Origin of the sequence: Rhodococcus sp. P1Y (genome assembly GCF_003641205.1) — a bacterium.
Lineage (GTDB): Bacteria > Actinomycetota > Actinomycetes > Mycobacteriales > Mycobacteriaceae > Rhodococcoides.
Genome location: NZ_CP032762.1, coordinates 4,460,351 through 4,476,922, shown reverse-complemented (window position 1 = coordinate 4,476,922; position 16,572 = coordinate 4,460,351). Strand labels below are relative to the sequence as shown.

General features: G+C 63.0%; 14 protein-coding genes. 9 read left to right on the top strand and 5 right to left on the bottom strand.

Features of this window, described 5'->3' with window-relative positions:
- Positions 1-292: 292 nt before the first annotated feature.
- On the bottom strand, positions 293-664 hold the full coding sequence (locus D8W71_RS20625) for a MerR family transcriptional regulator (protein ID WP_121116114.1): 372 nt from the start codon (positions 662-664) through the stop codon (positions 293-295).
- Between the two features lie 163 nt (positions 665-827).
- Here D8W71_RS20625 and D8W71_RS20620 point away from each other — a divergent pair, with 163 nt between their 5' ends.
- From D8W71_RS20620 to D8W71_RS20605, 3 genes are all read left to right on the top strand, one after another.
- A complete protein-coding gene (locus D8W71_RS20620) occupies positions 828-1,835 on the top strand; it encodes a zinc-binding dehydrogenase (RefSeq protein WP_121116112.1) in 1,008 nt (335 codons plus the stop codon).
- A gap of 412 nt (positions 1,836-2,247) precedes the next feature.
- Positions 2,248-4,680, top strand: coding sequence for an excinuclease ABC subunit UvrA (locus D8W71_RS20610; RefSeq protein WP_121116108.1), 2,433 nt, complete (start codon positions 2,248-2,250; stop codon positions 4,678-4,680).
- 202 nt (positions 4,681-4,882) lie between these two features.
- On the top strand, positions 4,883-5,755 hold the full coding sequence (locus tag D8W71_RS20605; RefSeq protein ID WP_121116106.1) for a PaaX family transcriptional regulator: 873 nt from the start codon (positions 4,883-4,885) through the stop codon (positions 5,753-5,755).
- 9 nt (positions 5,756-5,764) lie between these two features.
- On the opposite strand, the gene D8W71_RS20600 is transcribed toward D8W71_RS20605, so the two are convergent.
- Positions 5,765-6,178 (bottom strand): RidA family protein, encoded by a 414-nt coding sequence (locus D8W71_RS20600; RefSeq protein WP_121116103.1) that lies wholly within the window; start codon positions 6,176-6,178, stop codon positions 5,765-5,767.
- A 108-nt stretch (positions 6,179-6,286) separates the two neighbouring features.
- Here D8W71_RS20600 and D8W71_RS20595 point away from each other — a divergent pair, with 108 nt between their 5' ends.
- Genes D8W71_RS20595 through D8W71_RS20570 form a run of 6 tightly spaced genes read left to right on the top strand, consistent with a single transcriptional unit; the run spans position 6,287 to position 13,031 of the window.
- On the top strand, positions 6,287-7,132 hold the full coding sequence (locus D8W71_RS20595) for a fumarylacetoacetate hydrolase family protein (RefSeq protein ID WP_121116101.1): 846 nt from the start codon (positions 6,287-6,289) through the stop codon (positions 7,130-7,132).
- A 50-nt stretch (positions 7,133-7,182) separates the two neighbouring features.
- Positions 7,183-7,623, top strand: coding sequence for a cupin domain-containing protein (locus tag D8W71_RS20590; RefSeq protein ID WP_201265440.1), 441 nt, complete (start codon positions 7,183-7,185; stop codon positions 7,621-7,623).
- The gene (locus D8W71_RS20585; RefSeq protein ID WP_121116097.1) at positions 7,620-8,558 is read left to right on the top strand and encodes an acyl-CoA thioesterase; all 939 of its coding nucleotides are present in this window, start codon (positions 7,620-7,622) and stop codon (positions 8,556-8,558) included. The genes D8W71_RS20590 and D8W71_RS20585 overlap by 4 nt, the downstream gene beginning before the upstream one ends.
- On the top strand, positions 8,555-10,213 hold the full coding sequence (locus tag D8W71_RS20580; RefSeq protein ID WP_121116094.1) for an AMP-binding protein: 1,659 nt from the start codon (positions 8,555-8,557) through the stop codon (positions 10,211-10,213). The genes D8W71_RS20585 and D8W71_RS20580 overlap by 4 nt, the downstream gene beginning before the upstream one ends.
- The gene (locus D8W71_RS20575; protein WP_121116092.1) at positions 10,210-12,591 is read left to right on the top strand and encodes a bifunctional salicylyl-CoA 5-hydroxylase/oxidoreductase; all 2,382 of its coding nucleotides are present in this window, start codon (positions 10,210-10,212) and stop codon (positions 12,589-12,591) included. Before D8W71_RS20580 ends, D8W71_RS20575 begins: the two co-directional genes overlap by 4 nt.
- A complete protein-coding gene (locus tag D8W71_RS20570) occupies positions 12,588-13,031 on the top strand; it encodes an acyl-CoA thioesterase (protein WP_121116090.1) in 444 nt (147 codons plus the stop codon). The genes D8W71_RS20575 and D8W71_RS20570 overlap by 4 nt, the downstream gene beginning before the upstream one ends.
- Here D8W71_RS20570 and D8W71_RS20565 read toward each other — a convergent pair.
- The 3 genes from D8W71_RS20565 to D8W71_RS20555 all read right to left on the bottom strand — a co-directional run bounded on the left by D8W71_RS20565 (position 13,013) and on the right by D8W71_RS20555 (position 16,553).
- The gene (locus D8W71_RS20565) at positions 13,013-13,981 is read right to left on the bottom strand and encodes an AraC family transcriptional regulator (protein WP_201265150.1); all 969 of its coding nucleotides are present in this window, start codon (positions 13,979-13,981) and stop codon (positions 13,013-13,015) included. The two genes, D8W71_RS20570 and D8W71_RS20565, sit on opposite strands and share 19 nt — an antisense overlap.
- A 122-nt stretch (positions 13,982-14,103) precedes the next feature.
- Complete coding sequence (locus tag D8W71_RS20560) at positions 14,104-15,768, bottom strand: thiamine pyrophosphate-binding protein (RefSeq protein WP_121116088.1); 1,665 nt, start codon at positions 15,766-15,768, stop codon at positions 14,104-14,106.
- Positions 15,765-16,553 carry a cyclase family protein gene (locus D8W71_RS20555; RefSeq protein ID WP_121116086.1) on the bottom strand — a complete coding sequence of 263 codons (789 nt, stop codon included), beginning with the start codon at positions 16,551-16,553 and terminating at the stop codon, positions 15,765-15,767. The genes D8W71_RS20560 and D8W71_RS20555 overlap by 4 nt, the downstream gene beginning before the upstream one ends.
- Positions 16,554-16,572 lie beyond the last annotated feature (19 nt).

The following is a 16,572-nucleotide window of genomic DNA, read 5'->3' as shown; positions in this document are numbered from 1 at the left end:
ATTTGGAATCGTCCTCTGTACGCCTGAGCACGAAGTTTCCGAACTGTTCTGCGATCCAATTCTCGGCACCTGCGTCGGCGGGCATCCGTGGGTGGGCTTCGCGCCAGGCAGAGAACTCCTCGCCGTAGGCTGGCCCACTCCCGTGTAAGTCGTAAAATTCAACCACTGCAGCGACGAAATAAACTGCGCTGGAGCGCATTCGAGTGAAACGGTTGCTTCTACGGCATAGCACGCCCATCGCGTGGGCGCTCCATCTCGATCGCATCGGTTGAGTGTTGGACTTGTGGCGCAGTCATCCCGCAGAACGCAGCTGCAGCTCGTGTAAGTAGCCCGCGACGGCATCACGATTTCGAATCAGCACGTCGATGCGTTGGGAAATCTTGTGGACCTCGGCCTTGAGTCCCAGCACCATGTGCGGTGTGACGCCGTCGAATACGATGGGATCACATGGTGATTCCAAGCAAGGTAGAAGGCATCGGATCATCTGTACTGACAGCCCCGCGCCAAGCAATTCCCGGATCTGAAGTACGCGACCAAGCACTATGTCGTCATAGTCGCGGTACCCGTTGGCTTCACGATCGGATCTGATCAATCCCTTGGCCTCGTAATATCGGACCTGCCTGGTCGAGACGTCCGCTTGCGCGGCCAGTTCACCGATTCTCACAGCTCAGCCTTTCGTTTGACCTTGGCATTAGTGACAACGTTTCATCCTGGTAGTACCACGGTCGAAAAGGGCATGCCCAGCATGGCCCTGCGATCCTGGGCCAAGTTATGCGCAGGTTTCGGCGTGCCAACCCGATCGAACGCATACGAAGAGGAGAAATACTATGCGCGCTATCGTTATTCGTGAATATGGAGGCACGGACGTTCTGAAGGTAGAGGACGATGTCGCCTCACCGCAGGTTTCTTCGGGAGAGGTTGAAATTTCGGTCCACGCCGCAGGTCTCAACTTCGCCGACGTGATGGCACGACTCGGTCACTACAAGCGCGGAACTCCGATCCCGTACGTCGGCGGTTTCGAGGTCGCCGGGATCGTAACTTCCGTTGCGCCAGATGTGGCCGGCCTCGCCGTTGGTGACCGTGTGGCTGCCATGACCCGCAGGGGTGGGTTTGCCGAACGTATTGCCGTCGACTCTCGTGACGCTATCAAGCTGCCCGACTCGATGAGCTACGAAGAAGGTGCCACGATCCCGGTGGGAGGAACCACAGCCTGGGCAGCTCTGGTCAGTTACGGCAACGTTCAGCCCGGGGAGCGAGTGCTGATCAAGGCCGCGGCAGGAGGCGTCGGCGTCATGGCGGTTCAGATTGCGAAGCACGCAGGCGCGCAGGTTTGGGGTGCAGCATCGCCTCGAAAGCACGGGATGCTGCGGCAGCTCGGGGTCGATCACATTGTGGACTACACGGCCCAGGGATGGGAGGCAAACCTTCCAAGCTTCGACCTCATTCTCGATGCTATCGGTGGCGACTCGTTCGCCCGCAGTTACCGCATGCTGCGGCCCGGGGGTCGTCTGGTGATGTTCGGGGCGGCATCGGCCTTCGACAAGGGCAAACGTGACGTCGGTGATGCTGAGGTAGCACCGGACTTCCGTGTCATCGAGGGGGTGGACTCGTCGAATCTCATGATCGATTCCAAATCCCTGATCGGCTTCGACCAACGGGTGCTGTGGGACGACCGCGGGACTATTCAACCCTGGCTGGCACCGTTGCGCGTGCTCTTGGATCAAGGAGCGCTTGGCGGAATTGTAAGCGCAGTACTACCTTTCACTGAAGCTGCTCGAGCGCACGACCTTTTGGTTTCACGCGCAACCGCCGGAAAGGTGGTGCTGGTCCCGTAACCGTGCGAGAAACCCGTCTTGCGGAGATATATGGCTTCGCCATTTTTTACCTTGTGGGAACGGCCGCGATTTTCACCGCGGTGCTGTGGGGCGTCTACCGCTTCACACGCTTCGGCATGGCGACACGTGCGGCTGCCGAGAATGAACGTGGGACCGCCCTTCTCGGGTATTGGCTGGCTTTCATCGGGGGCACGAACTGGGCTCTCGGATCGATGCTGGCTCCCTGCGGGATAGCTACCTCGATACCAATCGGCGTCACAGAAGGCCGTGGCAACAAGCGGCTGTCGGAGTTTCCTGGCTCTGTCCGGGGACGCGCTTATTGGTTCATGCTCGACAATGCCTCATCTCGGTGCTGCGGGGTCTATTCCGTGGACTCCGCCCTCAGGACTGGGACCTTCGTTAGGCTCGTTCGGTGACAGACTCAAACTGGGACGGGTATGTCCGTGTACGTGGTGCTACCGAGCACAACCTGGCCGCTGTCGATGTCGACATACCCCGCAATGCCTTCGTCGCGTTCACAGGAGTGTCGGGGTCAGGAAAGTCGTCACTGGCTTTCAGCACCTTGTACGCCGAAGCGCAGCGACGGTACTTCGAATCGGTTGCCCCCTACGCGCGTCGACTGCTTCAGCAAGTTGGCGCACCCCATGTCGCCTCCATCACCGGCCTTCCCCCAGCCGTTGCGCTGCAGCAACGCCGGGGTTCACCCAGTTCACGTTCCAGCGTCGGCACCATCACCACCATGTCCAACCTGCTTCGCATGCTGTACTCCCGGGCCGGTACCTATCCCGACGGTGCGCCGCTGCTGTCGGCGGAAGCGTTTTCACCCAATACCGTCGCCGGGGCCTGCCCTCGGTGCGGAGGGCTGGGCGACTTCCATGATGTGACGACGGAACTGCTCGTCCCCGACCCCTCGCTGAGTATTCGAGAGGGGGCGATCGCGGCGTGGCCGGGTGCCTGGCAGGGCGCAAATCTGCGCAGCATCGTCAGCGGCATGGGTATCGACATCGACGCGCCGTGGCGCACGCTGAAGAAGAAGGACCGAGACTGGCTGCTCTTCACCGAGGAGCACCCCAAGGTGTTCATCAAGCCAGAAGAGGGCCGCGTCGACCACAGTTACGAAGGCAAGTTCTGGAGCGCCCGCAGTCACGTCATGCATGTCCTGTCGGACTCGAACAGCCAGCGGATGCGGGACCGCGCGCTGCAGTTCACCGAGACCGTCCGCTGCCCGATGTGCTCCGGCAGTGGACTGCGCGCCGACGCGCTGGGCGTCACCATCGCCGGTCACTCGATCGCCGAGATCAATGCGCTTTCACTGATCGAACTTGCCGCAGTACTGCGCCCGGTAGCCGAGCAGTCGGGGGAGGCCACGGAGGTAGCAGTACGCATCACCGCCGACCTGCTGGCCAGAATCGACGTGTTGCTCGAGTTGGGCCTTGGGTATTTGGCGCTGGGACGTAGCTCGACGACGCTGTCGCCTGGCGAGACGCAGCGGTTGCGGATCGCCACTCAGCTCCGTTCCGGTCTCTTCGGGGTGGTGTACGTGTTGGACGAACCCTCCGCCGGGCTGCATCCCGCCGATGCCGAGCCACTTCTCGACGTCCTGGACCAGCTGAAGGCGTCGGGAAACTCCTTGTTCGTCGTCGAACACGACATGGATGTGGTCCGCCGCGCCGACTGGGTCGTCGATATCGGACCCGCGGCCGGCGAGGGCGGCGGACGGGTTGTGTACAGCGGCCCCGTCGCCGGCTTGGAAGAGATCGGGGAATCGGTCACCGGCAGGCACCTTTTCGGTCGAGCGGAATCTGTGCAGCGTGAGGCACGCCCAGCCAAGGGCTGGCTGACGCTGACCGGAGTCACCCGGCACAATCTGCGAGAGTTGACGGCGGAGTTCCCACACGCGGTGCTGACGGCAGTGACGGGTGTGTCGGGCTCCGGGAAGTCGACACTCGTCAGCCAGGTCCTGTTCGAAGTGGCGCGTCATCGACTCGAGACCGCGGCAGACGAGGACGATGACGTGCAGATCGAGCTCGACGTGGCCGAGGTTGCCGGGATCGAGATGTTCACCCGCCTGGTCCGCGTAGATCAACGACCCATCGGCCGAACCCCCAGATCGACACTGGCCACCTACGTCGGAATGTTCGACATCGTCCGCAAACTGTTTGCCGCCACCGATGAGGCGAAGGCCCGTGGATGGGCACCCGGACGGTTCTCTTTCAACGTCGCCGACGGGCGATGCCCCACGTGCCAGGGTGACGGTTTCGTCGAGGTGGAGCTGCTGTTCCTTCCCGGCACCTATGGCCCGTGCCCCACCTGTCACGGTGCCCGGTTCACCCCGGAAACTCTCGAAATAACATGGCGCGAGAAGACAATTGCTCAGGTCTTGGGTATGTCGGTGGACGAGGCTGCGATGTTCTTCGCCGATATCGCGGGAGCATCCCGCAGTCTGGAGACCTTGCGCGATATCGGGCTCGGGTACCTTCGGCTCGGTCAACCCGCCACCGAGCTGAGTGGCGGAGAAGCGCAGCGCATCAAGATTGCCACCGAGTTGCAGCGCACTCGCCGCGGCACCGCCCTGTATCTATTGGACGAACCGACGGCAGGGCTGCATCCCTCCGACGTCGCACTGCTCATGCGCCAGCTGCATTTGCTTGTCGATGCGGGCAACACCGTGGTGATGGTGGAACACGACTTGGATGCCATAGCGTCCGCGGACTGGGTCATCGATCTCGGTCCAGGCGGCGGCGACCACGGGGGCACCGTCGTTGCCACCGGGACGCCCGCCGAAGTGGCGGTGTCCCCGGACAGCATCACGGGACCATATCTTGCTCGCCGGCTCCAATCCTGAACTGCCACTGCGTCTCACAATGCATGGTCCGCCGTCGGCGATCGTGTTGAGTACTCCACCCATCGCATGACGACAACGGCGTGCTGTCGGTGCCATCGAGACGGGATGTGGGACTGACCCGGATAGTGCTTTGTACGAGTCGAAGAGGCGGGCTTGTGGCTCGGTCGGTAGAAATCGATTCGGTGTGTGGTTGGATTGTCGGGTGGTTGATGTGAACGGCTCCGACATGCTGGGTGATGTCGACCCGGTCGACGGTGCAGCAGATCCTGTTGATCTATCACTGCCTCCACGATCGCTGATCGTCACCGTGGTCGGTCTGTACGTCCGCGAGTTCGGTGGATGGGTGAGTGTCAGCAGCTTGATTCGTCTCATGGAGCCAGTCGGGGTCGACGCGCCAGCCGTGAGATCCGCGGTGTCGAGACTCAAACGACGCGGAATTCTGGTTGCCGAGAAGCGTGGCACCACAGCGGGATACGCGCTATCGGCGGTAGCTCGCGATATCCTGGCCATCGGTGATCGTCGAATCTTCGCTCGGCCCGCATCGGTCGGCGAAGACTGGACCATGGTGGTCTTCTCGGTACCCGAAAGCGAACGACGCAGCAGGCATGCGTTACGGACTCGGCTGGCGGGACTCGGATTCGGCAACGTCACCTCGGGTGTGTGGATCGCACCGGCCCACCTCGCCGACGACTGCGAGAAGGCGCTGGCCGCGGACGGACTGGACGCCTACGCCGATGTTTTCACCGGTGCGCGCCTGAATTCCGAGGACCTCACGATGCGGGTGTCACAGTGGTGGGACCTGGAGGCGCTCGGTGCCGCCTACGCTCGGTTCGTCGCTCAGTTCGAGGTACTCCGCGAGACGTGGAACGAGGCGACGCCCGCCGAGAACCCAGGGGAAGCGTTCGCCGACTACATCCGCGCACTGACTGCCTGGAGGCGGCTTCCGTACCGCGACCCGGGGCTGCCCGCCCACCTACTTCCTCAACCGTGGCCCGGTGACCGGGCGACTGCACTGTTCGCCGATCTCCGAGAGCTGCTGGAGAAGCCGGCACACGCCTTTGTCGATCGAATCTGACCGGACGTACTACGGACGGATCAGTCGATCCTCGGGAATCACTGCGATAGCAGTGATTTCGATCAGGGCCTCCGCTTGCCACAGGCCGGTGGTACCGATACCGGCCATAGCCGGGTAGACCGGCCCAGCGAGTTCGCGCCACACGCGTCCGATCTCCCGACCGTGCGCCTGGTAATCGGGAATGTCGGTCAGGAAGATCGTGATGTTGGTCAGGTCCTCGGGCTGTCCACCTGCTGCGGCCAGGGTTGTCAGAACATTCGAGAACGACTGGCGGAACTGCTCGACTATTCCGCCGGGGACGATGTTCATGTTCTTGTCGAGGGCCGTCTGTCCGCCCAGGTAAAGCGTGTTGCCCGCCAGCGTGCCGTGTGAAAAACCCTTGGGTGTCGGCAGTTCGGACGGATTGACGGTGTGGTGGGCCATGAGTGGTCCCTTCCCGAGAGTCGTCGAGTGTGCGTATTTGCAACAAGTATTGCGCACTTGCGACGATCGTGCAAAACTCAGCACAAGATTTAGGCGGAAGGACACATCATGAAGCTCGCTACGCTCGAACTCGACAGCGGAGAGACCGTTGCGGCGGCCGCGCACACAGACGGCTGGGTGGCGCTACCTGCGCCCTCGTTGTCGGAACTGCTTCGTACCGGCTGGACCGCACCCAGCTCGGGCGTTGTCGATGGCCCACGGGTGACCGGCGCACTTGTCCTCCCTCTGCCCGCGCCCTCCAAGGTGATCTGCTGCGGATTGAACTACGGCGAGCACATCACCGAGACCGGTCGCGACCTGCCGACCCATCCGACCCTGTTCGCTAAGTTCGCCGACTCTCTCATCGGGCCGACGGACGACGTGGTGATCGCAGACGATGTCAGCGCCGACTGGGAAGCCGAACTGGCAGTGGTCGTGGGCCGGACGCTGACGCGCGCTTCGCGCGACGAAGCAGCCGAGGCGATCCTGGGCTACACCGTCGCGAACGACATATCGATGCGCGATTGGCAGCGCCGCACTCTGCAGTGGTTCCAGGGAAAAGCCTGGGACGCCACGACTCCGGTCGGACCAGTGGTCGTCACGGCAGACGAGATCGACCCGACCGCCGGGCTCACGATCACCTGCCGGGTCAACGGCGTCGACGTCCAGCGAGACAGCACGAGCACATTGGTGTTCGATTCAGCGGAACTTCTTTCGTACATTTCGACTTTCACAACCCTGAGTGCCGGCGATCTCGTGCTCACCGGCACTCCTGGTGGTATCGGCATGGCTCGCGAGCCAGCCTGGTTCCTCGCCGACGGCGATGTTCTCGAAACGGAGATCGAGGCTATCGGCACCCTCGTCAACACAGTCCGGGTCACCGAGCCGGCCTCACGAGCAAGGAGAACAGCATGACCACTCAGTTCGATTCCAACGCCGGATACTCTCTGCAAGGCGACAACTCGATGTACGCGAGCGCAGGTGGGCAGGTCGTTCCTGTCGTGACTCGGGCAGGTGAAGAGGACGGCCGGACCGGCCAGACCGAGGGTGCAGTACGAATCTCGGGCGTCAGTCCGCAGCACACACCGGCGACGAAGATCTGGTACGGCAAGGTGAGCAACGAACCCGGATACCGTTCTCTTGCACACCATCACGGGGAGGCGGAGACGGGCGGTTACGTCCTCTCCGGTCACGCCCGCATCTACTTCGGCGAGAACTACTCGGAGTACATCGACATGGACGAGGGGGACTGGGTGTTCGTGCCGCCGTTCATGCCGCACATCGAATGCAATCTCAGCCGCACCGAGCCGTTGCATTGGCTGACGACTCGCACGCCGGACAACATTGTCGTCAATTTGGCTCCGGTAGAGGATGATTCGCTTCGTGACTGGTCGAACCGACCATGACGCAGTCAGTCGCGACCTCCGCCATGTTCACCCGATGCGTGACGCTGACCGAGGCCGAACCGCGTCGATCCGATGTCGGTTTCACCGCGCGGACCCAGGAGTGCCCATGGCCCAAAGCGTACGGCGGTGACATGGTTGCCCAGGCGGCAGCTGCGGCCATGCGTTCGGTGACCGACGGTAAGTCGATGCACTCGATGCACTCGTATTTCCTGCGACCCGTCGACATCGATGCGGAGGTGCACTACGACGTGGAGGTGATTCGTGATGGTCGCCGATTCGCCACCCGGCAGGTGCGCGCGTATCAGAACGACAAGGTCACCTACATCGCCATGGTGTCCTTTGCAGCCGGTGGCACCGGAGGATCGCTGAGCAGCGCGATACCCACCGATGTCCCTGCGCCAGAATCTCTTCCGACGTCGGCGCAATACCTGGCCGACCATGCCGTCTCGGACGAGAACACGATGACCACGGTCTCGAAGGACTACTGGGCGGCCGGACGTAGCTTCGACATGCGGCACGTGCCGGGTCCGGTCTACCTCGATATCGAGGGCGGGCGAAGCCCCCACCAGGCCATTTGGGTGCGCCCCTTCGACCGGTTACTTCCGGTGGACGGCCTGCCCGATGCGCAGAGGGACCTGGCCGCGCTCGCGTACGTCTGTGACTACACCATCCTCGAGCCGGTACTTCGTGCGCTGGGGCATCCGTGGGCCGAGAAGGGGCTCGTCACCGCCAGTCTCGATCACGCGATGTGGTTTCACCGCACGCCCGAACCGGGGACGATGGACGGGTGGTTGCTCTACGCCCAGGAGGCGGTCGCCGCCGATCGAGGCCGCGGCGTCGGCCTGGGCAGATTCTTCACCCCCGAAGGAATCCACCTGGCCACCGTCGTCCAGGAGGGCATGATCGATGCCGAGACGACAGGAGCCGTGCAATGACCGCGGACACAGCACAAGCCCTCACCCCAAGCGCCCACGTGGACACGTTCGCGCGAGACAACCTCCCGCCCGCCGAATTGTGGCCGGTTCTCGAATTCACGACCCCTGAACTGCAGTATCCGGAGCGGCTCAACGCGGGAGCCGAGCTGATCGAGCGCGCTGTCGAGCGATTCGGCGAGCATCACCATGCTCTTCGCACCCCTGCCGGGATCACCTGGACTCTCGGTGAACTCCGCGACCACACGCACCGGATCGCTCGGGTGCTCACCGAGGACCTCGGACTCGTGCCGGGGAACCGCGTCCTACTGCGTTCGCCCAACACGCCGATAGCAGTAGCTGCGTGGCTCGCGATCATCGAAGCAGGCGGGATAGCCGTCGTGGTGATGAGTGCCCTGCGGTCCCGCGAGCTGGTACCGATCGTGGACAAGACTCGACCCGTCATCGCACTGGTGGACTCTCGCTTTGCGGACGATCTGCACACGGTGCGCGACCAGGGGCATCCCGAACTGGTGGTGGTTCCCTTCGGAGGAGACGCGTCCGACGATCTGATGGTTCGCTCGGCCGACAAGCCGACAGGCTTCGTGGCAGTCGATACAGCCGCCGACGACGTCGCGTTGCTGTGCCCGACATCCGGCAGTACCGGAACCCCGAAGATCACGATGCACTTCCACCGCGACGTACTCTCGATAGACAACACGTTCGGCAAGCACGGTCTCGGCCTGCGGCCCGACGACGTGGTTGCGTGTACGGCGCCGATGGCATTTACCTTCGGTCTGGGCATGTTGGTGGTGTTTCCGTTGCGAGCCGGGGCCTGTGCTCTGCTCACCGATGCTGTGACACCGGTCGAACTCGCCGATGTGGTGCACAGCGAGAGGGTTTCGGTTCTCGCGACTGCCCCCACGGCGTACAAGCAGATGATCAAAGCAGGCAAGATTGCTCAACTGTCCGGCCTGCGGACAGCGGTCAGCGCAGGTGAGCATATTTCGGCCGGGGTGTGGAACCATATTCGGGACGCCGTCGGTCTCGAGATCGTCGACGGAATCGGTGCCACAGAACTGCTCCACATCTTTCTGTCCACCGCTGCAGCGAGCGAGACACGTGAGGGGTCGACAGGTAAGCCGCTTCCCGGCTATCGCGCCGAAATACTCGGTGACGACGGCGAACCGGTGGCAGCGGGCGTGCCCGGTCGACTGGCGGTGATCGGTCCCGTCGGGTGCCGATACCTGGCCGACGATCGTCAGCACGAGCGGGTGGAGAACGGATGGAACGTCACCGGTGACACCTTCTACCGCGACGAGGACGGCTACTTCTTCTACTGTGCTCGAACCGATTCCATGATCGTGTCCTCGGGTTACAACATCGGTGCTCCAGAAGTCGAGGCATGCATCGACATGCATCCGGACGTCGTGGACGCGGCTGTCATTGCCGAGGCAGACGCCGAACGCGGACAGATCGTGAGCGCGTTCGTGGTACTTCGTTCGGGGATTGCTCCCGACACGGCGGCCGTCGAATCCATTCAAAATCACGTCAAAGCGGAACTGGCACCGTACAAGTACCCCAGACGAATTCGCTTCATAGACGCTCTGCCGAGGAATTCGAGCGGCAAACTTCAGCACTTCAAGCTTCGTGAAACGATACAGGAGAGCACATCATGAGGATTGCCATCGTGGGTGGAGGGCCCGGCGGTCTCTACTTCGCCGCCCTCGCGAAACAACTGGATTCCAGTCATCGAATCGACGTCTGGGAACGCAATGCGCCCGACGATACATTCGGTTTCGGTGTCGTGTTCTCGGACGAGACACTCGGCAGTATCGAAGGTGCCGACGCCGTCGTGCACACCGAGATGGAGCGACGATTCGCTCGCTGGACGGACATCGATGTCGAGATCGACGGCCGCTCCTACACAGTAGGTGGGCAGGGATTTGCGGCGATGAGTCGCAAGGAGCTACTGGCCATCCTGCAGCAGCGCGTCGCCGAGTTGGGCATCGAGGTGCAGTACCGGACCGAGGCACCCGACACCGACGTTCTGCGGGCGTCCTACGACTTGGTGATCGCCTGCGACGGTCTGAATTCCGCCGTCCGCACCCGTTATGCGGATGCGTTCCGTCCGACGCTGGATCGTCGCGACAACAAGTACATCTGGTTCGGCACCGACAAGGTGTTCGAGGCGTTTCAATTCCTTGTCAGGCATACCGAATTCGGGACGATGCAGATCCACGGTTACCCGTATTCGGATCAGGGTTCCACCTTCATCGTCGAAATGCACGAGGATGTCTGGCGGCGGGCCGGCCTCGACGCCACCGAGGACCAGCACTTCGCGCCGGGAGTGTCCGATACCTACGCGGTCGATCGGATTCGCGAGATCTTCGCGGACGATCTCGGCGGTTACGAAATTCTCACGAACAACTCGAAGTGGTTGTCGTTCCAGACTGTTCGTAACGAGCGGTGGTTCGACGACAATGTGGTACTGCTGGGCGATGCGGCACACACCGCCCACTTCTCCATCGGATCAGGGACGAAGCTCGCGATGGAGGACGCATTGGCTCTGGCCGCTTGCGTGCATGAACACTCCAACATCTCCGACGCTCTCGCTGCGTACCAGGCCGAACGGAAGCCGGTGGTGGAGAGCACCCAGCGGGCGGCCCAGGCGTCGCTGGAGTGGTTCGAGAACATCGGTCTCTACGCCGATCAGGAAGACACGCAGTTCGTCTTCAATTTGCTGACCCGTTCTCGCAGAATTACATTCGACAATCTCGGTGAGCGTGACGGCGAGTTCGCCGCACTGGTACAGCAGCGGTTCGCCGATGCCGTTGCGGGTGGAAACGCGGTCGAATCAGCACCTGCGATGTTCCAATCGGTGCGCATCGGTGAACTGGACCTGGTCAATCGAATCATGCTCTCGCCGATGGACATGTACTCGGCCGTGGACGGTCTGCCCGGAGAATTCCATCTCGTCCATCTCGGGTCCAAGGCGTTGGGTGGGGCAGGCCTGCTCATGACCGAGATGACGTGCGTGTCGCCGGAAGCCCGGATCACGCTGGGCTGCCCGGGACTGTGGACGGATGAACAGAGCGATGCCTGGGCCCGGGTGACGTCGTTCGTGCACGCCAACAGTGCAGCGAAAATCGGAGTTCAGCTCGGTCATTCGGGTCGTAAGGGGTCGACGAAGCTGATGTGGGACGGAATCGACGAGCCGCTCGATTCGGGCAATTGGGAGCCGATCGGACCATCACCGCTTCCGTACGGCGACGGATGTCACGTTCCGCGCGAGGCAACTCGCACGGACATGGACATCGTGGTGGCCGATTTCGTCGCAGCGGCCGAGCGTGCCGTTGCCGCCGGTTTCGATCTGATCGAAGTCCATGCGGCACACGGGTATCTGCTCTCGTCGTTCCTGTCTCCGGTTGCGAACGTCAGAACGGACTCCTACGGCGGCAGTTTGGAGAATCGCTTGCGATTCCCGCTCGAGGTCTTCGATGCCGTCCGGCGCGCGGTCCCGTCGAGTTTCCCCGTATCCGTGCGTATCTCGGCGACCGACTGGGCTCCGGACGGAAACACCGTGGACGATGCCGTCGAGATCGTTCGGGCATTCGTCGAACACGGTGCAGCCGCCATCGACGTGTCCTCCGGCCAGGTGACCAAGAAAGAGAAGCCGGCGTTCGGACGGTCGTATCAAACTCCGTTCGCCGACCGCATACGTCACGAGGTGGCTGCGGCCGCGGGAGTGGCGGTCATCGCCGTGGGAGCGATTTCGTCGTACGACGATGTCAATTCCATTCTCCTGGCCGGCCGAGCAGACATCTGCGCACTCGGTCGACCGCACCTCTACGACCCACAGTGGACGCTGCATGCTGCTGCGGAGCAAGAGTACCGAGGACCCGGAGCGCAATGGCCTGTGCAGTGGCGCGCGGGTCGGCGACGTCCACCGACCTCTCGTACCGACAAGGTCCCGCCGCGCCTGTCGTTGCTTCGGGACGGTTCCGACAACGCCGCTCATGTGCGCTGGCGCCCGAGAAGTACAGTGCCTGCATGACTTTCTCGTTGTCAGGCCGGGTCGAATGGGTGGACACCGATGCCGCTGGCATCTACCACAACAGCACAGTCATCCGGTTCGTCGAATCCGCCGAGGCCGCACTCGTTCGTGAGTGTGGCCTCGTCGGCTATTTCCCGGTTGCCCCACGAGTGCGGTACGAGGTCGACTTCCACGCACCGCTGCATTTCGGACAAGAGGTCACGACGGACCTCGACATTGCACACCTCGGATCGTCGTCGATGCGATTCGAGTTCTCGATCTGGGGTGAGGCGTTCGAGGGGCGAGACCGGCAACTGGCAGCGAGGGGCGCGTACGTGACCGTACACATCGACCGCACGGCCTCGGGAGCCGTCGCCGCGCCCTGGCCGTCGCAGTGGCTCGAGGTGCTGCACGGTCGGGTGAAGACGGCTACCGAGCCCGGTCAGGACGCGAGAGTCTGAGACGGGCTCAGGCCGAACTCGGCGCGATAGAACTGTGAGAACCGACCGAGGTGGAAGAACCCCCATCTGGTCGCAACTTCGGTGACACTGGCGCCGTCGGGAGCTGCGTCGACCAGGTCGGCGTGCGCACGTGCCAGGCGAACTCGGCGCAGTTCCTCGAGCGGGGTCGTTCCTCGCTCACGTCGAAAGGCGGCTTGAAGTGTCCGCGGACCTACGCCCACCCTCGTAGCCAATTCTGCAACTTTCCAGGGGTATTCCGGTTGTTCGCGGATCAGGTCCAGCGCGCAGCGAACGGTTCGGGACGTCAGTGCGGTCTGCGTCGGCTGAGGTGACTGTGTAGAGGAATTAGGTTGCGCTGCAAGTAGTCCGGTGACGAGTACCTGCTCGAAGTGGCTCGCGGCCAGGGGCGAGGAGAGGATTCCGGTTTCTCGCTCGGCCTCGTCGCAGGCAAGGTGGACGATTCTCATCCAGCTCGACATCGCGGGTGAGTTCATATCCACCAGAGGGTGGAACACGACGGGATCCGACGATGTACCCGGCTCCGATTGCGCGGCCGACTGTACTGCGTCCCTGGGGATGTGCACGAGAAGTTGTTCGCAATCGGCCGACCATTCCATGTCGACGTGCAGGGTCGGTGACGGCAAGGAGGCGAACCGTCGGTCCGATTGCACGACGGTCTCGCCTACCCGAACTCGAGCAGTGCCGTGGAGCGGGATCTGCACGAGGTAGAAGGAGTCGAAGGTCCCGGGGGTGATCCGCACGTCCTGTCCGTAGCGGAGGTAGTTCATGCCGATTCCGCCGACGGAGGCAGCATTGTGCACTACCGACAGTGTGCTGTGGCGAGCTTTCACCGTCAGGCGATGCGGGCAGAACGTCTGGCCGACCGACGAGCGCGCCTCGTCCAGGTCGGCTGTTGCCAGCACCGGGTGACGACGAAGCAAAGCGGGCATGGCGGTCCTCACCTTCCGGGCTGTGTGACCTCCACGATAGTCTCGGAGTGTTGCGAGGATGTATCGATCGTCGAAAATCGACGATATCTCTTACCGCCCAACGCTCGGTGCCCTCGAGTACCTCAGTGACCTTTGAATGCCTCTGCGAGCCACCATGCGCCGCCGTCAGCGGCGATTTTAGCGTCGACCACCATGACCCCATCCGGTGCTGTGGCCCAGCGACGCACCTCGTCCAGATCGGCGAAAGTTCGTACGGTTACGCCGCGTGCACCGAATCCCCGAGCTACAGCGGCGATATCGGTGTCAGGGAAGGTGACCGTCGACAGATCCGTAGGGGCACCGTCATGAGGGAGGTGTTGGAAGTGGTGAACCTCCGCACCGTAGGCCGCATCGTTGTACACCGCTATCAACATCGGACGTCCCAGTCGGACAGCGGTCTCGAGTTCCGATATACCCATCATGAAGCCGCCGTCGCCGGTCCCGATCACGGCGAGACGATCGGGTTGAGCCAACGCTGCTCCGATCCCACTGGACAATCCGAGACCGATCGATTGGAACGCCTGCGTGAAGCAGAACCCCATGTGGTCGGGAACGCGGAGATACGTCGATGGGTACCCCATGAAGTTCCCCGAGTCGATGGCTACTACCCGTTCTGCGGGCAGCATGTCGTCCAAGGCTTTCGTGAACGGGCGCGGGTCGATAGTCTCGGACGTGGATAGGTCCGGTGTATCGGTATCGTTCCACCATCGACGAGCCGCGAGATCGGTCGAGACCTCGGATGTTCGGTAGCCGTTGCGCATCTGAGTGTTTCGAGACAGTTCGGTGAGAACGTCGATCGCGGTGGATGCGCAGTCGCCGTGAATTCCGAGGTCGACGGGGCGATGTGCACCGAGTGCGGAGGCGGTGTCGTCGATCTGGACCACTCGTGCATCCTGCCCGATGAGGGATCCGTGTCGCATCGTCCACATGTTCAGCGCGCATCCCCACCCCACCACGAGGTCTGCGTCGGCGATCAACTGTGCGGTCAGTGGAGTTGAGAACCCGCCGGAAATTCCCAAATCGAATTCTTCGCCCCGAAACAGGCCGTTTGCGACCGCAGAGGTTGCCACGAGCGCTCCGGCATGCTCGGCCAGGGCCGAGATCTCCTGGCCTGCACCGCGGCCGCCACGGCCGGTGACGAACACCGGTCGCGACGCGGCAGCGAGTAGGGCCGCGAACTGCTCGACCGCCGACTGTGCCGGACGTACCGGTTCGGGAGCCGAGGGTCGCGCGACGGTGCCGGCGTATTCCGCTACGGGAGCGGACTGGACGTCGAGCGGGAGGTTGAGCACCACGGTGCGACGGTCGTGCACGGCGGTCTGCCACGCGCGGGTCACGTCGGCGATTGCGGTTGCCGCCGAGTGCACACGCTCGGAGAGAGCTCCGACGCTGCGGGCGAGTGCGTCTTGGTCGATGCGGAAGTTGGACAATCTCGACGATGCCGCGACGTCTGCGGCCAACACGATGACGGGGGTGCGGCTCTTGGCGGCCTCGCCGATGCCGGTCATCGCGTTCGTCAGCCCGCAACCCTGGTGCACGCTGACGATCGCCGGTAGCGCCGCAAGGCGGGCGAATCCGTCGGCCATCGACGCGGCACCTCCTTCGTGGCGCGCTGCCGTGTAGGGGATGCCGCGTGCGATAAGGGCATTGGTGACGTCGAAGTTGCCACTACCGACCACACCGAAGATGTGGCCGACGCCGAGATCGGCCAGCACGTCCGCCACCAGATGTGCAACCGTGCGCGTCATGCTGGAACGAACGCGAGAACACGTGCAGGGGAGCCCGTTCCGCCGACGATGGGGAGTGGGGATACGACCAGTACTGCGCCTGCGGCGGGAAGCTGGTCGAGGTTCTGCAGCTGGGTGACGCCGTACTTGTCCGCACCGAGCAAGTGGTGGTGGACGGGGAACATCGGTTCCATCGCGGCCGCTTGGCCGGCGTCCACACCCACGGTCTCGACGGCAAATCCGGAGATTGTCGACGCGGCTAGCCACTGCGCACCTGCCACCGATACGCCGGGAGTGTGTGGGCCGTCGTCGTCGGCGTTGAGGAATTCCTCTGCGTTCTGGTTGCGAGCACTCCATCCCGTGCGGAACACCAACCAGGCGTTGTCCGGAAGAGGGCCGTTCTTCGCCACGAACTCGTCCAGGTGGGCAGGCTCGAGCAGGAAATCCGGGTCCGACGCGACCTCGGCGGTGAAGTCCAGCACAACGGCGGGACCGACGAGTCGCGACGGGGGAATTGTGTCGACGGTATGGCCGTCCCGGCCGGTTGCCCAGTGAGCGGGCGCATCGACGTGAGTGCCGGTGTGCTCTCCGGTGTGGATGTTGTTCCATCCCCATCCTGGGCCTGCATCGTCGAAGTCACTGACGGGCTCGAGGGACAGTGAGATCGTGTTCGCGAACGGTGCGGGCAGCGCCAGCACCGGTGTCGTGGACGACAGGGGAGCAGTCAGGTCGACGATGCGTATCGCGCCGTTGGCCAGCTCGGTCAACAGGTTGGTGAGTGTCGAGGTTGTCGTTGGAGTAGTCATCGGTCTAGCCTTTCGTCGG